At 69.9% G+C, this 17,119-nt stretch carries 14 protein-coding genes, 1 rRNA gene, 1 pseudogene and 1 riboswitch; of the genes and pseudogenes, 4 read left to right on the top strand and 12 right to left on the bottom strand.

What is annotated here, in order from left to right:
- Positions 1-3: 3 nt before the first annotated feature.
- Genes modA through ACWDGI_RS27155 form a run of 3 tightly spaced genes read left to right on the top strand, consistent with a single transcriptional unit; the run spans position 4 to position 2,896 of the window.
- Positions 4-831 (top strand): molybdate ABC transporter substrate-binding protein, encoded by an 828-nt coding sequence (modA, locus tag ACWDGI_RS27165; protein WP_450763238.1) that lies wholly within the window; start codon positions 4-6, stop codon positions 829-831.
- On the top strand, positions 828-1,676 hold the full coding sequence (gene modB / locus ACWDGI_RS27160; protein WP_450763236.1) for a molybdate ABC transporter permease subunit: 849 nt from the start codon (positions 828-830) through the stop codon (positions 1,674-1,676). Before modA ends, modB begins: the two co-directional genes overlap by 4 nt.
- Positions 1,673-2,896, top strand: a complete 1,224-nt coding sequence (locus ACWDGI_RS27155) for an ABC transporter ATP-binding protein (protein WP_450763234.1) — start codon at positions 1,673-1,675, stop codon at positions 2,894-2,896. The genes modB and ACWDGI_RS27155 overlap by 4 nt, the downstream gene beginning before the upstream one ends.
- A 95-nt stretch (positions 2,897-2,991) precedes the next feature.
- Here ACWDGI_RS27155 and gcvP read toward each other — a convergent pair whose 3' ends face one another.
- Positions 2,992-5,877 carry an aminomethyl-transferring glycine dehydrogenase gene (gene gcvP, locus ACWDGI_RS27150; RefSeq protein WP_450763232.1) on the bottom strand — a complete coding sequence of 962 codons (2,886 nt, stop codon included), beginning with the start codon at positions 5,875-5,877 and terminating at the stop codon, positions 2,992-2,994.
- A 174-nt stretch (positions 5,878-6,051) separates the two neighbouring features.
- A riboswitch (glycine riboswitch) is annotated at positions 6,052-6,146 on the bottom strand.
- 114 nt (positions 6,147-6,260) lie between these two features.
- On the opposite strand from gcvP, the gene ACWDGI_RS27145 reads away from it, so the two are divergent.
- Positions 6,261-6,641 (top strand): PRC-barrel domain-containing protein, encoded by a 381-nt coding sequence (locus tag ACWDGI_RS27145; RefSeq protein ID WP_450763230.1) that lies wholly within the window; start codon positions 6,261-6,263, stop codon positions 6,639-6,641.
- Here ACWDGI_RS27145 and ACWDGI_RS27140 read toward each other — a convergent pair.
- From ACWDGI_RS27140 to rrf, 11 genes and pseudogenes are all read right to left on the bottom strand, one after another.
- Positions 6,554-8,083: pseudogene (locus ACWDGI_RS27140) on the bottom strand (DNA polymerase IV). The gene ACWDGI_RS27145 and the pseudogene ACWDGI_RS27140 sit on opposite strands and share 88 nt — an antisense overlap.
- A 101-nt stretch (positions 8,084-8,184) precedes the next feature.
- Positions 8,185-8,868 carry a MerR family transcriptional regulator gene (locus ACWDGI_RS27135; protein ID WP_450763228.1) on the bottom strand — a complete coding sequence of 228 codons (684 nt, stop codon included), beginning with the start codon at positions 8,866-8,868 and terminating at the stop codon, positions 8,185-8,187.
- A gap of 270 nt (positions 8,869-9,138) precedes the next feature.
- On the bottom strand, positions 9,139-9,612 hold the full coding sequence (locus ACWDGI_RS27130) for a bifunctional nuclease family protein (RefSeq protein WP_026253112.1): 474 nt from the start codon (positions 9,610-9,612) through the stop codon (positions 9,139-9,141).
- 91 nt (positions 9,613-9,703) lie between these two features.
- Positions 9,704-10,441, bottom strand: coding sequence for a transcriptional regulator FtsR (gene ftsR, locus ACWDGI_RS27125; RefSeq protein ID WP_360497208.1), 738 nt, complete (start codon positions 10,439-10,441; stop codon positions 9,704-9,706).
- A gap of 40 nt (positions 10,442-10,481) precedes the next feature.
- On the bottom strand, positions 10,482-11,312 hold the full coding sequence (locus ACWDGI_RS27120) for an FHA domain-containing protein (RefSeq protein ID WP_450763226.1): 831 nt from the start codon (positions 11,310-11,312) through the stop codon (positions 10,482-10,484).
- Between the two features lie 190 nt (positions 11,313-11,502).
- On the bottom strand, positions 11,503-12,339 hold the full coding sequence (locus ACWDGI_RS27115) for a DUF881 domain-containing protein (RefSeq protein ID WP_450763224.1): 837 nt from the start codon (positions 12,337-12,339) through the stop codon (positions 11,503-11,505).
- 5 nt (positions 12,340-12,344) lie between these two features.
- Positions 12,345-12,677: a small basic family protein gene (locus tag ACWDGI_RS27110; protein WP_046727248.1), complete on the bottom strand. Its 333-nt coding sequence runs from the start codon at positions 12,675-12,677 to the stop codon at positions 12,345-12,347.
- Positions 12,674-13,585, bottom strand: a complete 912-nt coding sequence (locus ACWDGI_RS27105; protein ID WP_450763222.1) for a DUF881 domain-containing protein — start codon at positions 13,583-13,585, stop codon at positions 12,674-12,676. Before ACWDGI_RS27105 ends, ACWDGI_RS27110 begins: the two co-directional genes overlap by 4 nt.
- A gap of 106 nt (positions 13,586-13,691) precedes the next feature.
- Entirely contained in the window at positions 13,692-16,187 is a 2,496-nt protein-coding gene (locus ACWDGI_RS27100; RefSeq protein WP_450763220.1) for a sugar phosphate nucleotidyltransferase, read from the bottom strand.
- Between the two features lie 116 nt (positions 16,188-16,303).
- On the bottom strand, positions 16,304-16,912 hold the full coding sequence (locus ACWDGI_RS27095) for a CDP-alcohol phosphatidyltransferase family protein (RefSeq protein WP_450763218.1): 609 nt from the start codon (positions 16,910-16,912) through the stop codon (positions 16,304-16,306).
- A 112-nt stretch (positions 16,913-17,024) separates the two neighbouring features.
- Positions 17,025-17,119: ribosomal RNA gene (gene rrf / locus ACWDGI_RS27090) — 5S ribosomal RNA — on the bottom strand; the annotation flags it as partial.

The following is a 17,119-nucleotide window of genomic DNA, read 5'->3' as shown; positions in this document are numbered from 1 at the left end:
GTGATGACCCGTTCCGCGCGCCGGACCCGGCGGACGCTTCAGGTGGCCGGTACCGCGGTCGCGGCCCTGCTGGCCCTGAGCGCCTGCTCCTCCTCGGACGACAACTCGTCCGCGACGACGAAGTCGGACACCTCTTCCTCGGCGTCGCCCAAGCTGTCGGGCTCGATCACCGTGTTCGCGGCGGCCTCCCTCAAGGAGAGCTTCACGACGCTGAAGGCGGACTTCGAGAAGGCCCACCCGGGGACGAAGGTCAACTTCAGCTTCGGTGGCAGTGACACCCTCGCCGCGCAGATCACCAGCGGGGCCCCCGCCGACGTCTTCGCCGCCGCCAGCCCCAAGACGATGGCGATCGTGACGGACAAGAAGGACACGGCCACCACGCCGGCCACCTTCGTCCGCAACCAGCTGGAGATCGCCACCCTGCCGGGCAACCCCGACAAGGTCGCCTCGCTCAAGGACCTCACCAAGTCCTCGCTGAAGGTGGTCCTCTGCGACAAGACGGTGCCGTGCGGCGCCGCAGCGCAGAAGGCCCTGGACGCCGGCAAGCTCAAGCTGACCCCGGTCTCCTACGAGGAGGACGTGAAGTCCGCCCTCAACAAGGTGGTGCTCAAGGAGGCCGACGCCGCGGTCGTCTACAAGACCGATGTGAAGGCCGCGGGTGACAAGGTGGAGGGCGTGGAGTTCCCCGAGTCCGCCGACGCCATCAACGACTACCCGATCGCCCTGCTGAAGAACGCCCCGAACCCGACGCTGGCCAAGGCGTTCATCGCGCTGGTGCGGTCCGCCGAGGGCCAGCAGGTCCTGAACCAGGCCGGATTCCTCAAGCCGTGACGAAGGTCGACGAGCCGGACGCCGGGGCCGCCGCCGTCACGGGCGGTCCACGGCGCCGGCGCGTCCGGTCGGCTGTGCCGCTACCGCTCCTCCTCCCCGGAGCGGTAGCCCTGGCCTTCCTCCTCCTGCCCCTGCTCGCGCTCCTCCTGCGCGCCCCCTGGGGCAGCCTCCCGTCGCTGCTGACCAGCACGGAGGTGTGGCAGGCCCTGCAGCTCTCGCTGCTCAGCGCGACCGCGGCGACGGCCGTGAGCCTGGTCCTCGGCGTTCCGCTGGCCTGGCTGCTGGCCCGCACGGAGTTCCCCGGCCGGGGCTTGGTACGAGCGCTGGTGACACTCCCCCTGGTCCTCCCGCCGGTGGTCGGCGGTGTGGCCCTGCTCCTCGCCCTGGGCCGCAACGGGGTCGTCGGGCAGTGGCTGGACTCCTGGTTCGGGATCACGCTCCCGTTCACGACGACCGCGGTGGTGATCGCCGAGTCCTTCGTGGCCATGCCCTTCCTGGTGATCAGCGTCGAGGGCACGCTGCGCGCCGCCGACCCGCGCTACGAGGAGGCGGCGACGACCCTGGGCGCCTCCCGTTTCACGGCGTTCCGCAGGGTCACGCTCCCCCTCATCGCCCCGGGCATCGCGGCCGGCTCGGTACTGGCCTGGGCCCGCGCGCTCGGCGAGTTCGGCGCGACGATCACTTTCGCCGGCAACTTCCCGGGCCGCACCCAGACCATGCCGCTCGCGGTCTACCTGGCCCTCCAGAACGACCCCGACGCGGCGATCGCCCTCAGCCTGGTCCTGCTGGCCGTCTCGATCGCGGTCCTCGCAGGCCTCCGCGACCGCTGGATGACCGCCTCATGACGACCCCGGACAACACCCACCACCCGGACGCGCCCCACACCCCGGCCGCAGCCGCCGACGGCGCACCGCCCCCGCAGGGGCCACCCGCCCCTGACACCGGGCCCCGCACGGGTGGTGCGGGTGGGAAACACGATCCGGCCGGAGGCCGGGTTCCTCCCACCCGTCCGGGGAACACCGACGGCCTCGACGCCCGTCTGGTCGTCACCCGCCCCGCTTTCCACCTCGACATCACCCTCACCGCCGCCCCCGGCGAGGTGGTCGCCCTGCTCGGGCCCAACGGCGCGGGCAAGACCACCGCGCTGCGCGCCCTGGCCGGCCTCACTCCCCTGACCGCCGGTCATCTCCGCCTGGACGGACAGGAGTTGGACCGCACGCCGCCCGAATCCCGCCCGGTCGGCGTCGTCTTCCAGGACTACCTCCTCTTCCCCCACCTCACGGCCCTCGACAACGTCGCCTTCGGCCCCCGCTGCCATGGCGCGACGAAGGCGGAGGCCCGCGCCCAGGCGGCCGCCTGGCTGGACCGCATGGGCCTCGCGGACCACGGCGGCGCCAAACCCCGCCGCCTGTCCGGCGGCCAGGCCCAGCGCGTCGCGCTGGCCCGCGCCCTGGCCACCCGCCCCCGCCTGCTCCTCCTCGACGAGCCGCTCGCCGCCCTGGACGCCCGCACCCGCCTGGACGTGCGCTCCCAGCTCCGCCGCCACCTGGCCGAGTTCGAGGCCGTGGCGGTCCTGGTCACGCACGACCCGCTGGACGCCATGGTGCTGGCCGACCGCCTGATCGTCATCGAGCACGGCAGGATCGTCCAGCAGGGCACTCCCGCCGACATCGCCCGCCACCCGCGCACCGACTACATCGCCCACCTGGTCGGCCTCAACCTCTACCGCGGCCGGGCCGAGGCAGGGGGCCACGTGGTCAGGCTGGACACCGGCACCGCGGTCGCCACCACGGAGGATCTCGCCGGTGACGTGTTCGTCGCGTTCCCGCCGAGCGCCGTCACCCTCTTCCGGGACCGCCCCACCGGCACCAGCGCCCGCAACCTGTGGCGCTGCGAGGTCGCCGGCCTGGAGATCCACGGCGACCGGATCCGCGCCGACCTGACCGGCGAACTGTCCCTCGCCGCCGACCTCACCACCGTCGCGGCGGCCGAACTGGACCTGCACCCGGGCACCCCGGTGTGGGCGACGGTGAAGGCGACCCAGACCCACGCCTACCCGGCGTAGAGCCACACACCAGAGGTCACACGCGAGGGGCCACACGCGAGAGGCCCCGCCGAAGCGGGGCCTCTGCCAGTCACATCCATCCGTACTGCCGCGGATCAGTCCTCGTACGCGTCCAGCGGCGGGCAGGAGCACACCAGGTTCCGGTCACCGAAGGCCTGGTCGATCCGGCGCACCGGCGGCCAGTACTTGTCGGCGGCGGACACCCCGGCCGGGAAGACGGCCTCCGCGCGCGAGTACGCGTGCTCCCACTCCCCGCCGAGCGCGGCGGCCGTGTGCGGGGCACCCCGCAGCGGGTTGTCCTCGGCCGGCCACTCCCCCGCCCCGACCTTGTCGATCTCCGCCCGGATGGCGATCATCGCCTCGCAGAACCGGTCCAGCTCACCGAGGTCCTCGGACTCGGTCGGCTCGATCATCAGCGTGCCGGCCACCGGGAAGGACATCGTCGGCGCGTGGAACCCGTAGTCGATGAGCCGCTTGGCGACGTCGTCGACGCTCACCCCGGTCGCCTTGGTCAGCGGCCGCAGGTCGATGATGCACTCGTGGGCGACCAGCCCGCCGGGGCCGGTGTAGAGCACGGGGTAGTGCGGTTCCAGCCGCTTGGCGACGTAGTTGGCGCTGAGCACGGCCACCTGGGTGGCGCGCTTGAGACCCTCGCCGCCCATCAGGCGGACGTACGTCCACGAGATCGGCAGGATCCCCGCGGAGCCCCACGGCGCGGCCGAGATCGGTCCGACGCCGGTCGCCGGTCCTGCGGCCGGCTGGAGCGGGTGGTTCGGCAGGTACGGCGCGAGGTGAGCCCGGACGGCCACCGGACCGACACCCGGACCGCCGCCGCCGTGCGGGATGCAGAAGGTCTTGTGCAGGTTCAGGTGCGAGACGTCGCCGCCGAAGTGCCCCGGCTTGGCGACCCCGACCAGGGCGTTGAGGTTGGCGCCGTCGACGTACACCTGGCCGCCGGCCTCGTGGACCTGACCGCAGATGTCGGCGACGTGCTCCTCGAACACGCCGTGCGTGGACGGGTACGTGATCATCAGCACGGCGAGCTGGTCGCGGTGCTGCTCGATCTTCGCCCGCAGGTCCTCGACGTCGATCTCGCCGTCCTCGGCGGTCTTCACGACGACGACCTTCATCCCGGCCATGACGGCGCTGGCGGCGTTGGTGCCGTGCGCGGAGGAGGGGATCAGGCAGACGGTGCGCTGCTCGTCGCCGTTGGCCCGGTGGTAGGCGCGTACGGCGAGCAGCCCGGCCAGTTCGCCCTGCGACCCGGCGTTGGGCTGGAGCGACACCTTGTCGTAGCCGGTGACCTCGGCGAGCCGCTCCTCCAGCTCACGGATGAGCGTCAGATAGCCCTGCGCCTGCTCGGCGGGCGCGAAGGGGTGCAGCTGGCCGAACTCGGGCCAGGTGACCGGCTCCATCTCGGTGGTCGCGTTGAGCTTCATGGTGCAGGAGCCCAGCGGGATCATGCCCCGGTCCAGCGCGTAGTCCCGGTCGGCGAGCCGGCGCAGGTAGCGCAGCATCGCGGTCTCGGACCGGTGGTCGTGGAAGACGGGGTGGCCCAGGTAGCCGTCCTCGCGCAGCAGCGCCTCGGGCAGCGTGTCCGCGGCGACCGCGTCCAGCGCCTCGACGTCGCCCTCGACCCCGAACGCCGTCCACACGGCACCCAGCTGGGCCCGCGTGGTGGTCTCGTCGCAGGCCATGGAGACGTGGTCGGTGTCCACGAGCCGCAGGTTGACACCGCTCTGCCGGGCGGCCGCGACGACCTCGGCGGCCTTGCCGGGCACGCGCGCGGTGAGGGTGTCGAAGTAGGCGCCGTGCACGACCTCGACCCCGCCGGCGGTGAGCCCCGCGGCCAGGATCGTGGCGTAGCGGTGGGTCCGCTGGGCGATGGCCCGCAGCCCCTCGGGTCCGTGGTAGACGGCGTACATGCCGGCCATCACGGCGAGCAGCACCTGCGCGGTGCAGATGTTGCTGGTGGCCTTCTCCCGGCGGATGTGCTGTTCACGTGTCTGCAGCGCGAGCCGGTAGGCCCGGTGCCCGTCGGCGTCCACGGACACGCCCACGAGCCGGCCGGGCAGGCTGCGCGCGAACTTCTCGCGTACCGCCATGTAGCCGGCGTGCGGCCCGCCGAAGCCCATCGGCACACCGAACCGCTGGGTCGTACCGATGGCGATGTCGGCGCCCAGCTCACCCGGCGAGGTCAGCAGGGTCAGCGCGAGCAGGTCCGCGGCGACGGTGACCAGCGCGCCCAGCTCGTGCGCCTGGTCGACGAGCGGCTTGATGTCGCGTACGGCACCGGAGGCGCCGGGGTACTGGACGAGCACGCCGTTGATCTCGCGCGCGGCGAGATCGGCCGGGATGCCGTCGCTGAGGTCCGCGACGACGACCTCGACCCCCGTCGGCTCGGCCCGGGTCTGGATCACGGCGATGGTCTGCGGCAGGGCGTCCGCGTCGATGACGAAGACACCCTTCTTGTTCTTGCCCATGCGCAGCGACAGGGCCACGGCCTCGGCGGCGGCGGTGCCCTCGTCGAGCAGCGAGGCACCGGAGGTGGGCAGTCCGGTGAGGTCGGCGACCACGGTCTGGAAGTTCAGCAGCGCTTCCAGCCGGCCCTGGGAGATCTCCGGCTGGTACGGGGTGTAGGCCGTGTACCAGGCGGGGTTCTCCATCACGTTGCGCAGGATGACGGGCGGCGTGAAGGTGCCGTAGTAGCCCAGACCGATCATCGAGTCGAGCACCTGGTTCCGGTCGGCCAGCGACCGCAGCTCGGCCAGCACCTCGGCCTCGGTGCGCGCGCCCGGCAGTTCCAGAGCGTCGGCGTTCTTGATGACGTCCGGCACGGCGGCGGCGGTCAGCTCGTCGAGCGAGCCGTACCCGACCTGGGCGAGCATCTTGGCCCGGGCCTCGTGGTCGGGCCCGATATGGCGCTGCTCGAAGGGGATTCCCTGCTCTAGCTCGGAGAGCGGAACACGCTGGGCGGTCATTGCGGAGGCCTCCTGGTCTGACGCGACCTTCGAGGGGTACCCCGGCACGGGCACCCCGACGGCCTCCCCCTCTGTCATCTCAACCTGAGAGCTTCGCCGGATGCCCAGGGGATCCGGCTTTCACCGTCGGTGAGAGCGGACGTCGTGGACGCCCGCCCTGCTTTCCAGAGTGACCTCGTCCGTGCGGTACGTGAGCCTGAGAGATTCCGGGGAGGATTTGCTCCTTCGGCGCCTCCGGTCTGTCCGGAGGACTCTCCCGCACGGGGTCAGCAGCCGCTTGCCAGCCTACCAGCGAGGGCAACGCACGGGTCTTCGAGTGGCCGCCTCCTTCAATGTGCTCTTTTGTAGTGCTTACGGATGAGTTGCGACCAAGTGGAGGGCCCGTGCAGACCGACATCGATCCGCGCAACCTGATCGGCCGCAAGGCGTTCGACCGCAACGGCACGAAGATCGGCACGATCGACGAGGTCTACCTCGACGACGCGACCGGGGTGCCGGAGTGGGCGGCCATACGCACCGGCCTGTTCTCCCGGGACGCGTTCGTGCCCCTGGAGCCGAGTGAGCTGGTCGAGGGCACCCTCCAGGTCCCCTTCGAGCGCACCCTGATCAAGGACGCCCCCGACTTCGGGGTGGGCCGCCATCTCTCCCCTGAGCAGGAACTCCAGCTCTATCACCACTACGGCCTGGACACGACCGCCCCACCCCCCGACCACCCGGACCACGACTTCGGCAAACTGGCGGGGACGGAGGACACCGGCACCTGACCGCGGGCCGGGGTGGGGTCGAGCGGCGGCCTCAGCGCCCCGTAAGGGGCGCGGGGAACCGCGCGATCAGCCCCCCACCGGCCCGCACACACCGTCGGCCGTCATCCCGGCACCAGCGGCAACGGATCCACCGGCTCCAGCTCAGGGTCGTCGACCCAAAAAGTCCGCACTCTTCCCGGCTCCACCTCCCCCGGCGTCTCGAACCGCACGGTCACCCGCCCCAGCCCACTCCCCTGCACCCATCCGTGTCCGTACCCCGCATGCCGCACGTCGTGCCCGGCGGGCCACCGCCGCTCGGCGGCCGGCTCCGCCTCGGCGGTCGGCTCCGCCTCGGCGACCGGCTCCGCGGTGAACTCGGCCCCCTCCCCGGCCGCCGCCTGCGCGAACAGATCCTCCTGGGTGTAGTCGGCAAGCCCCGACACACCCACGCCCAGCAACCGCACACCCCCTGTCGTGTCCACCGAGTCCAGCAGCCGCGCGGCCGCCTCCCGCACCACCGCCGGATCGTCGGTCGGCCCCCTGAGCGTCTCCGACCGGGTGAGCGTCGAGAAGTCGTAGCGCCGTACCTTCAGCACGATGGTCCGCCCCGACAGCCCGGCCGCCCGCAGCCTGCGCACGCACCGGTCGGCCAGCCGCTGCACCTCCATCCCCACCCGCATCCGGTCATGGATGTCCACGTCGTAGGTGTCCTCGACGGAGACCGACTTGGCCCCCCGCTCGGCGACCACGGGCCGTTCGTCGTGCGCGAGCGCCATCGCGTACAGCGCGTGCCCGTGGGCCTTGCCGAGCAGCCGTACCAGCTCGTCCTCGCCCGCCTCGGCGATCTCGTCGACCGTGGTGATCCCGGCCCGCCGCAGATGGTCCCCGGTCGCCGGCCCCACGCCCGGCAGGGTCCGCACCGGCATCGGCCCGAGCATCGCCCGCTCCGTGCCCGGCTCGATCAGCACCAGCCCGTCCGGCTTGGCCTGCTCGGAGGCGATCTTCGCGAGCATCTTGGAGGCGGCCAGCCCGACCGACCCGGAGAGCCCTGTGGCGCTCCGTATGTCCGCGCGCAGCTTCTCCCCCACCAGACGCGCCGACCCGCCGTCCCAGGCCACCTCACCCGCCTCCAGGTCCACGAAGGCCTCGTCCAGGCTCAGCGGCTCCACCAGCGGCGACAGCTCGTGCAGCAGCGCCATCACCTGCTCGCTGATCGACCGGTACAGCCCGAAGCGCGGCACGAGATACGCGGCGTTCGGCGCCAGCCTGCGCGCCTGCGCCATCGGCATCGCCGAGTGCACCCCGAACACCCTGGCCTCGTACGACGCGGTGGCCACCACACCGCGCGGTCCGAGCCCGCCCACGACCACGGCCTTCCCGCGCAGACTCGGCTTGGATGCCTGCTCCACCGAGGCGTAGAAGGCATCCATGTCGAGATGCAGGATCGTGGGCGCGTTTCTCACATCTCCGATGCTGCACCACACCACTGACAACGCCCCGGCACACGACCGTGCCGGGGCATCCCAGCGGGCTCAGGAGATTCGAGGGAGGTCGGGCCGGGACCTCAGACCGCCTTGTTGCGGCGTCGGGCCAGTTCGTCGGCGGGGTTGGGCCCGATCAGGGTCTCGCCGGTGTCGACGCGCTCGCCGTGCAGCTGGGAGAGCGCGCTCTCCACGTCCCGCCAGACCACGCCGACCGCGATCCCGAAGATGCCCTGACCGCCCTGGAGCAGCGCGTGGACCTCGTCGGGCGAGGTGCACTCGTAGACCGTGGCGCCGTCGCTCATGAGGGTCATGCGCTCCAGGTCGCGGAAACCGCGTTCCCTCAGGTGCTGGACCGTGGTGCGGATGTTCTGGAGGGAGACCCCGGTGTCCAGGAACCGCTTGACGATCTTCAGGACGACGACGTCCCTGAAGCTGTACAGGCGCTGGGTCCCCGACCCGTAGGCGGCCCGCACGCTGGGCTCGACCAGGCCGGTGCGGGCCCAGTAGTCGAGTTGCCGGTAGGTGATGCCGGCCGCCGCACAGGCCGTGGGCCCCCGGTAGCCGATCTCCTCGGTCGTCATGGACGCCGCCCCTCCGCCGCTCGGCACTGAGGTCGGCCGCTGCGGAGCGTGACCGGCAGTGCTGCCGTGCTGGGGGTCCCCCCAACTCGAACGAAGTCGAGAGCTCGAGGGAGGGTACGGACCGCTCTCCCCGAGACCGCGTCCCGGGGCACCCCCAGCCATACCGTCGCCGCTGCTTCTCACGCCGACCTCCGTCCTTGACCTGCCTTCTCGACGGTAGGCAGTCACCAGGGGTGCGTCAACGATCGCCACACTCGGCACGCCGAGTGATAATCACCCTAGGAGTGGTTTCCCGTGCCCCACCGCGGGGAAAGGCTAGCCGAATGCTCTGGCGGGAAGGCGTAGGACGCTCTCAGTGGCCGCTGGCAATTGCCCTTGAGTTTCGACCGTGACCAGCAGTGAACCGGCCCGCCACCGCCCTCTGGTGGGCGAGTGACGGGCCGCTCTCGTCTCTCACTGACTGCTGGTGCCGAAGTCCTCGGGCGAGATCTGGTCGAGGAACTCGCGGAACTTCTCCACCTCGTCCTCCTGCTCGTCCGGGATCGCGATGCCCGCGTCGTCCAGCACCGTGTCGCTCCCGTAGATCGGCGTCCCGGTGCGCAGCGCCAGCGCTATGGCGTCGGACGGACGGGCGCTCACCTCGACGCCGCTGGCGAACACCAGCTCCGCGTAGAAGACGCCCTCACGCAGGTCGGTGATGCGTACTTCGGTGAGCTCCTGACCGACGGCCTCCAGCACGTCCTTGAACAGGTCGTGGGTCAGCGGTCGCGCGGGGGCCATGCCCTGCTGGGCGAACGCGATCGCCGTCGCCTCCCCCGGCCCGATCCAGATGGGGAGGTAACGGTCGCCTCCCACTTCGCGCAGGAGCACGATCGGTTGGTTGGAGGGCATTTCCACCCGGACACCTACGACATCGAGCTCGTTCACACAGCAACCCTAGGCCGTGCCCGGGACGTTTGGGTAGTCGGGCCCGGAACGCGCGCCCGATCCGGCCTCCGCCCGGGTCCTGTCACGATGGTCACGGCAGCCGCACCCCGAGCGCGGTCTGCACCAGTGCGGCATGCAGCTTCACCGTGAGCGCCGCCAGCTCCTTCGTACGGGCCTCGGCATGGGCCCTGGTCTGCGGGTTGCGGTGCCGCTTGAGCGGGGCCACCACCTGGTCCACCAGGCCGGCCTCACGGTCGGCGGCGGCCTTCATCACCCGCAGGTGGCGCGGCTCGATCCCGAACCTGCCCAGCTCGGTCACGAGCGCGGCCACGGTGACCGCCTCGGCGTCGTACACGCCGTCCTCCAGGGGAGCGAGCAGCCCGTACGACTCCCACTCCGCCAGGCAGTTCTCGTCGATCTCGGCGGCGGCGAGCAGCTCGTCCCGGCCGATCCGGGCCACCGTCGGAGCCTCGGGCATCATCGGCACCGCCTCGCCGTCCCGCTGCCGCCCCAGCACGGGCAGCTGTACGGCCTCGCCGCGCTCCATGGCGTCCAGGTACTCCCGGATGACCTTCAGCGGCAGGTAGTGGTCCCGCTGCATCCTCAGGACGTGTCCGAGACGCTCCACGTCCCCGGCGCTGAACTTGCGGTACCCGGACGGGGTCCGGCGGGGCTCGATGAGCCCCTCCGACTCCAGGAAGCGGATCTTGGAGATGGTGACTTCGGGGAACTCGTCGCGCAGCACGTTCAGTACCGTGCCGATGCTCATCAGCCCGGTTTCCGTGGCGGCGGTGCCGTGACCGGTACCGCCGCTCGGTGTGTGCAGCATGGACCTTCTTCCCTGGGGTCCCCGGACGAGGTCCGGAGGGTCAGATGCCGTGCCGGCTCGCGTAGAAGACCAGCCGGTACTTGCCGATCTGGACCTCGTCGCCGTTCGACAGAGCGACCTGGTCGATACGCTCCCGGTTGACGTAGGTGCCGTTGAGGCTGCCCACGTCGGCCACGGTGAACGAGCCGTCCGGCTGGCGGCGGAACTCCACATGGCGGCGCGAGACCGTGACGTCGTCCAGGAAGATGTCGCTCTGCGGATGACGGCCGGCCGTGGTCAGGTCGCTGTCCAGCAGGAAGCGGCTGCCCGAGTTCGGGCCGCGGCGCACGACCAGCAGCGCGGAACCCAGCGGCAGCGCGTCGACGGCCGCCTGCGCCTCGGGCGAGAGCGCCGGGACCTGGGTCTGGCCGGTGACCTCGGCGTCGTAGGCCTCCAGGCCGGAGATCGAGATCGTGGACGTCGTCTCCGCCGCCCGCTCGGGGACGGCGCCCGCGCGCAGCGGAGCGCCGCAGTTGGAACAGAAGCGGGCGTTCTCCGCGTTGCGGTTACCGCACCTCGTACAAACCAGGGCCGACATGGACGGATCCTCCTGCCGCGGCTGCCCCGCCGGGGCGTTGGACGCGTACGGGCCGGAGGTAAACCCTCCACCCGCACCTGAGGTTGACGGTTGCCCGAAACCTATGCCGCCGGACTGTGACGGGTCAACTGACGGCGCGCCCTGACCTCCCGAAATGTCACCCCCCGGGCCAGCCACCTGGTCCCGGAACAGCGGGCGCTGACCGTCCGCGTCGGGCTGTGCGCGATGGCGAGCGGTCGCGTTGTCGCTGCCCTCTCGCGCGCTCTTGCCGAACAACTTCGAAAACAACTTCACGGGCGATTCCCCTTGACCGAAACAGACCCGCCCGTGGGGCAGGACGAACCCTGACTGAATAAACCGGCCGACCCGGACAACCACACAACGTCCGTATCCACCAGACAGTTTCCACCACGCACCGGTTCCCCGGTGCGCCGACCCCCCGCATCCTCATGCCCTCGCCGGACGTCCCGCATGCACCGCCGGTTCACTGTGAGGACGACCGAGCGTAGTCAGGCTGCTTCGCCGGTCGCAAGGCATCCACGACGATCTTGGTCGATCGTTCGACGGTCACAGTCGCCTGTTCCTTCTCCAGGGTCTGCACCACGCCTCCCGGGATGTTGAGAGCCGGCTCGAGGTCCTGCGGCTTGCCGATCACCTTGAAAACGTAAGGCTGGGTGATCTTGTTCCCGTCGACGCTCACACTCTTGCCGGAGTCGGTGAGGTAGGTGCCGGAGATCACTCGCACCCCGTTGACCTGGATCGCCTCCGCGCCGGCCGCACGCAACTCCTGGATCGCGTCGAGCAGCATGTCCGCCTGCACCGTCCCCTTCGGGTCATCGACCGTCATCGTGATGCCAGGACCCTGCGCCGCCACGGTGCCCGCCAGAATGCCGAGTTGCCGCTCCTTCTCGGCCGTCTGCTTGCGAGCCTCCGCCGCCTGGTCGGAGCTGCTCTGCAACTCCTGACGCTGCTTTTCGAGTCCTGTCCTCTCGTCCTCAAGACGCTGAGTACGGTCGTCGAGTTCATCGAGGATGCGAACAAGATCCTCCTGGCGGGCCCCGCGCAACGCGCTGTCACTGTCGCTGTTCGACGCCACCTGCACGGCAAGCCCGAATCCGAGTCCGAACAGCAGCACCGCGACGATCAGTTGGGCCCGGCTCGCCCGCGGCGGCCACAGCCCCTGGACCAGCCTCCGGCGGCCGCTCGGCCCGGCCTCCGGTTTCGGCTCGGCGGCGGACCCGGCCTCCGGTGCCGTGGCGGGCACCTCGGCGGGCAGTTCCTTGCGCAACCGGTGCTCCGGCTGTTTCTCGTGCTCGCTCATGCCGCTCACGCCCGGAAGACATGCCGGCGGATCGCCGCGGCGTTCGAGAAGATGCGGATTCCGAGGACCACGACGACACCCGTGGACAGCTGCGAGCCCACACCCAACTTGTCACCCAGGAACACGATCAGCGCGGCCACCACCACGTTGGACAGGAACGACACCACGAAGACCTTGTCGTCGAAGATCCCGTCGAGCATGGCCCGCAAACCGCCGAAGACGGCGTCGAGCGCCGCGACGACGGCGATCGGCAGATACGGCTCGACGACCGCCGGAACCTCCGGACGGACCAACAGTCCGGCCACGACGCCCACGACGAGGCCAAGTACGGCGATCACGATGTGCCCTTCTCAGTCTTCTCGGTGTACGGCTGGGCCGTACGTACGATCACGCTGGGTGCGGCGGGCAGCCGGACGTCACTCTCCGTGGAGATCGTCGCCCGGATGTCGAAGTTCTCCTCCAGGGCATGCAGATACAGCCCGTCGGGGCTGTCCTGGAACCTGGAGCTGAGCCTCTCCCCGTCCCCCACCGCCAGCACCGTGTACGGCGGTACCAGCGGCCTGTTGTCGACCAGTATCGCGTCTCCCGCGGCCCTGATCGCGGACAGGGCGGTCAGCCGCTGCCCGTTGATGGAGATCGCCTCGGCGCCCGAGCCCCACAGCCCGTTCACGACGCGCTGCATGTCGTGGTCCCGCACCCGGCCGGTGTCGGAGAACCCGGAGGTCTCCCGCGGGTTGCTGCCGTCGCCACCCGAGGAGGCCTCCTTGGCGTCGTTCACGACCAGTTTCACACCGGGACCGTGCACGGCGGTGGCACCCGACAGGATGCCCACCAGGTCCGCCTGCCCGCTGCCGCCGCTCTCCTTCAGGGCCGCACGCTGGCGGGCGCTGACGTCGTCGCGCAGCTTGTCGACATTGCTCTCCAGCTTGTCGGCGGTCGTCGTCTCACGGTCGATGCGGTCGATGAGCTCCTGGCGCTCCTTGGCCACGACCGGAGCCGTCACACGCGCCTGCGCCGCGCCCACGGTCACCACCAGGGCCGCGAGCACCAGACCGCCGGCGAGGCCCAGCCTGGCCCGGAGGGTCTTCGGCATGCCGCCGCCCTCTCCCCGCGCCCGCTTGCGGGCCGCCGCCTCGGCGTACCCGTCGTCGAGGCTGTGGTCCATGACGTTGGTGATCAACGACATGGAGGCGTCCGGACGCTGCGGCCGGGTGGCGCTGCTCCGAACGGGGGGTTGCTGCGGCATGCCGCACATCGTCGCACGTTGCGACCGGTACCTCCGAACGGCCCCACCGGCGTGCCGGACAGGCCCCCTCGGGGACACTTGTCCGGCACGCGTGCGTGCGGTGCGGCTACCGTCCGGCGCTGTCCACGATCGCCGACCATTCGTCCAACAGGGCCTGCGCGGAGGCGTCGTCTGGGCCCTCGGCCCACAGATGGGTGACCGCCTCGGCCGGGTCGGGCAGCACCATCACCCAGCGCCCGTCGGTCTCCACGACCCGCACCCCGTCGGTCGTGTCCACGAAACGATCACCGGCCGCCTCGACGACACGCCGCATGACCAGGCCCTTGACAGCCCATGGGGTCGCCAGGTCCCGCTTGAGGACATGCGCCCGCGGGATCCGGGCGTCGATCTGGCTGAGCGTGAGCTGTGTGCGCGCCACCAGACCGATCAGGCGCACGAAGGCCGCCGTACCGTCGTAGACGCTGCTGAACTCGGGGACGATGAATCCGCCCTTGCCGTCACCACCGAAGATGGTGCCTTCCTCACGCCCCACACGGGTGAGGTCGTCGGGCGAGGTGGTCGTCCACTCGACCTGGGTGCCGTGGTACGCGGCCACCTGCTCGGCGATCCGGGTCGTGGTGACCGGAAGCGCCACACGGCCGCTACGCCGCTCCGCGGCGACCAGGTCGAGCATCACCAGCAACGCCCGGTCGTCCTCGATGATGCGGCCCTTCTCGTCCACCAGGGACAGCCGCTCACCCACCGGGTCGAACCGCACACCGAACGCGGCCCCGGAGGACGCCACGATCTCGCCGAGGCGCACCAGCCCCGACCGACGCTGGTCCGCCGTCTCCGTGGGCCTGGCCTCGTTGAGACCGGGGTTGACGGTCAACGAGTCCACGCCGAGCTTTCCGAGCAGGCTGGGCAGAACGAGCCCGGCGCTGCCGTTGGAGGCGTCCACGACGACCTTCAGGCCGGCCTCGGCGATCCCGGTCGTGTCGACGTTCCGCAGCAACGAACCCGTGTAGGAGTCGAAGACGCTGGCCGGGAAGTACAGGTCGCCGATCTCACCGGGGAACGCACGCCGGTACTCCTGCCGAGCGAAGATCCGGTCCAGCTTGCGCTGGCTGGCCTGCGAGAGGTCCGCGCCCTGCCCGTCGAAGAACATGATGTCGACGGAGTCGGGCACCCCGGGCGAGGTCCGGATCATGATGCCGCCGGCGCTGCCCCGCGCGGTCTGCTGCCGTGCCACCGGCAGGGGCACGTTCTCCAGGTCGCGTACGTCGATGGCGCTGGCCTGGAGGGCGGAGATGACCGCCCGCTTGAGCGCACGGGCACCCCGGGAGTGGTCGCGGGCCGTGGTGACCGTGGAGCCCTTCTTCAGGGTGGTCGCGTACGCGCCGGCGAGCCGTACGGCCAGCTCCGGCGTGATCTCCACGTTCAGGATTCCGGAGACACCGCGGGCGCCGAACAGATGCGCCTGTCCGCGGGACTCCCAGATCACGGACGTGTTGACGAACGCACCGGCCTCGATGGTCTTGAACGGATAGACCCGGACGTTGCCCTGCACGATCGATTCTTCACCGATCAGGCACTCGTCACCGATGACCGCTCCGTCCTCGATCCGGGCGGCCCGCATGATGTCGGTGTTCTTCCCGACGACGCAGCCCCGCAGATTGCTGTGCTGCCCGACGTAGACGTTGTCATGGACCACCGCCCGGTGCAGGAAGGCACCGCTCTTCACGACGACGTTGGATCCCACGACGGTGTGCTCGCGGATTTCCGTGCCGGCCTCGACCTTGGCGTAGTCACCGATGTACAGCGGTCCGCGCAGCACGGCATCGGCATGCACCTCGGCGCCCTCGGCCACCCAGACACCCGGCGATATCTCGAAGCCGTCGATGTCTACGTCGACCTTGCCCTCCAGGACGTCGGCCTGGGCCTTGACGTACGACTCGTGGGTGCCGACGTCCTCCCAGTAGCCCTCGGCGATGTAGCCGTAGATCGGCTTGCCTTCCTTCATCAACTGCGGGAAGACATCGCCGGACCAGTCGACCGGAACGTCGGCCTCGACATAGTCGAATACCTCGGGCTCCATGACATAGATGCCGGTGTTCACCGTGTCGGAGAAGACCTGCCCCCAGGTCGGCTTCTCGAGGAACCGCTCGACCTTCCCCTCTTCGTCGACGATGGTGATGCCGAATTCCAGCGGATTGGGCACACGGGTCAGACAGACCGTGACCAGTGCGCCCTTTGCCTTGTGGAAGTTGATGAGTTCGGTGAGGTCGAAGTCGGTCAGCGCATCGCCGGAGATGACGAGGAAAGCATCGTCCTTCAACGCCTCTTCGGCGTTCTTGACGCTTCCGGCGGTACCGAGTGGCTTCTCCTCATTGGCATAGGTGAGCTCCATGCCGAGCTCTTCGCCATCCCCGAAGTAGTTCTTGACCAGCGATGCCAGGAACTGCACAGTGACGACGGTCTCGGTGAGCCCATGCCTTTTGAGCAGCCGTAGCACATGCTCCATGATCGGCCGGTTCACCACCGGAAGGAGCGGCTTGGGCATGCTAGAGGTCATGGGGCGAAGGCGTGTGCCTTCACCACCGGCCATCACGACGGCCTTCATGTCGGAAGCGTCCTCCTCTAAGAGATGACGGTCTAGCCGACTTCACCCGTCCAGATTGTCCCGCACTTTTCCGCCGCGGGCCATCGCGAGGCACTACGTCCGGACAATCGCCGAGCTCAATCGGCTGTGGCGTCCGCACGAACGAGACGACGGACCTGCACCACGTAGAGCACTCCTGCCCACCAATAGAGCGTTGTACCCCATCCGGCGAACGCCCATCCGAAAATTGCAGCGAGTGACGAGATCCAGCCGCTTCCGTCACTGAGCAGCAGGAGCGGGAACGCGTACATCAGATTGAACGTGGCGGCCTTGCCGAGGAAGTTCACCTGCGGCGGCGGATAGCCGTGCCGGCGCAGGATCCCCACCATCACCAACAGCACCAGTTCGCGCAGCAGTAGTACGGCGGTCAACCAGAGAGGCAGGATCTCGCGCCAGGTGAGTCCGACGAGCGTCGACAGGATGTAGAGCCGGTCCGCGGCGGGGTCCAGGAGCCGGCCGAGGCTGCTGATCTGGTTCCAGCGCCGGGCGAGCTTGCCGTCCAGGTAGTCACTGATGCCGCTGAAAGCGAGCACCAGCAGCGCCCAGCCGTCGCTCTTGGGCCCGCCGAACTCGGGCCTGAGGATCAACCACAGGAAGACGGGTACGCCGACGAGACGCGCCATGCTGAGGATGTTCGGGATGGTGAGGACCCGGTTCGTCTGGACACGGGTCTCCTGGACCTCCACCCGGGGGCCTCCTGTGATGGGAAACGAGCCAACTTTGCCCCCTGACCTTACCTCAACGCAAAAAAGCTCTGGCTCTCGGGCTTGATGCCCAAGAGCCAGAGCTCTAAAAGGAGTTCGGCGGTGTCCTACTCTCCCACAGGGTCCCCCCTGCAGTACCATCGGCGCTGTAAGGCTTAGCTTCCGGGTTCGGAATGTAACCGGGCGTTT

The sequence above is a fragment of the Streptomyces sp. NPDC001220 genome, assembly GCF_053597895.1.
This window is presented reverse-complemented; position numbering and strand designations above follow the sequence as displayed.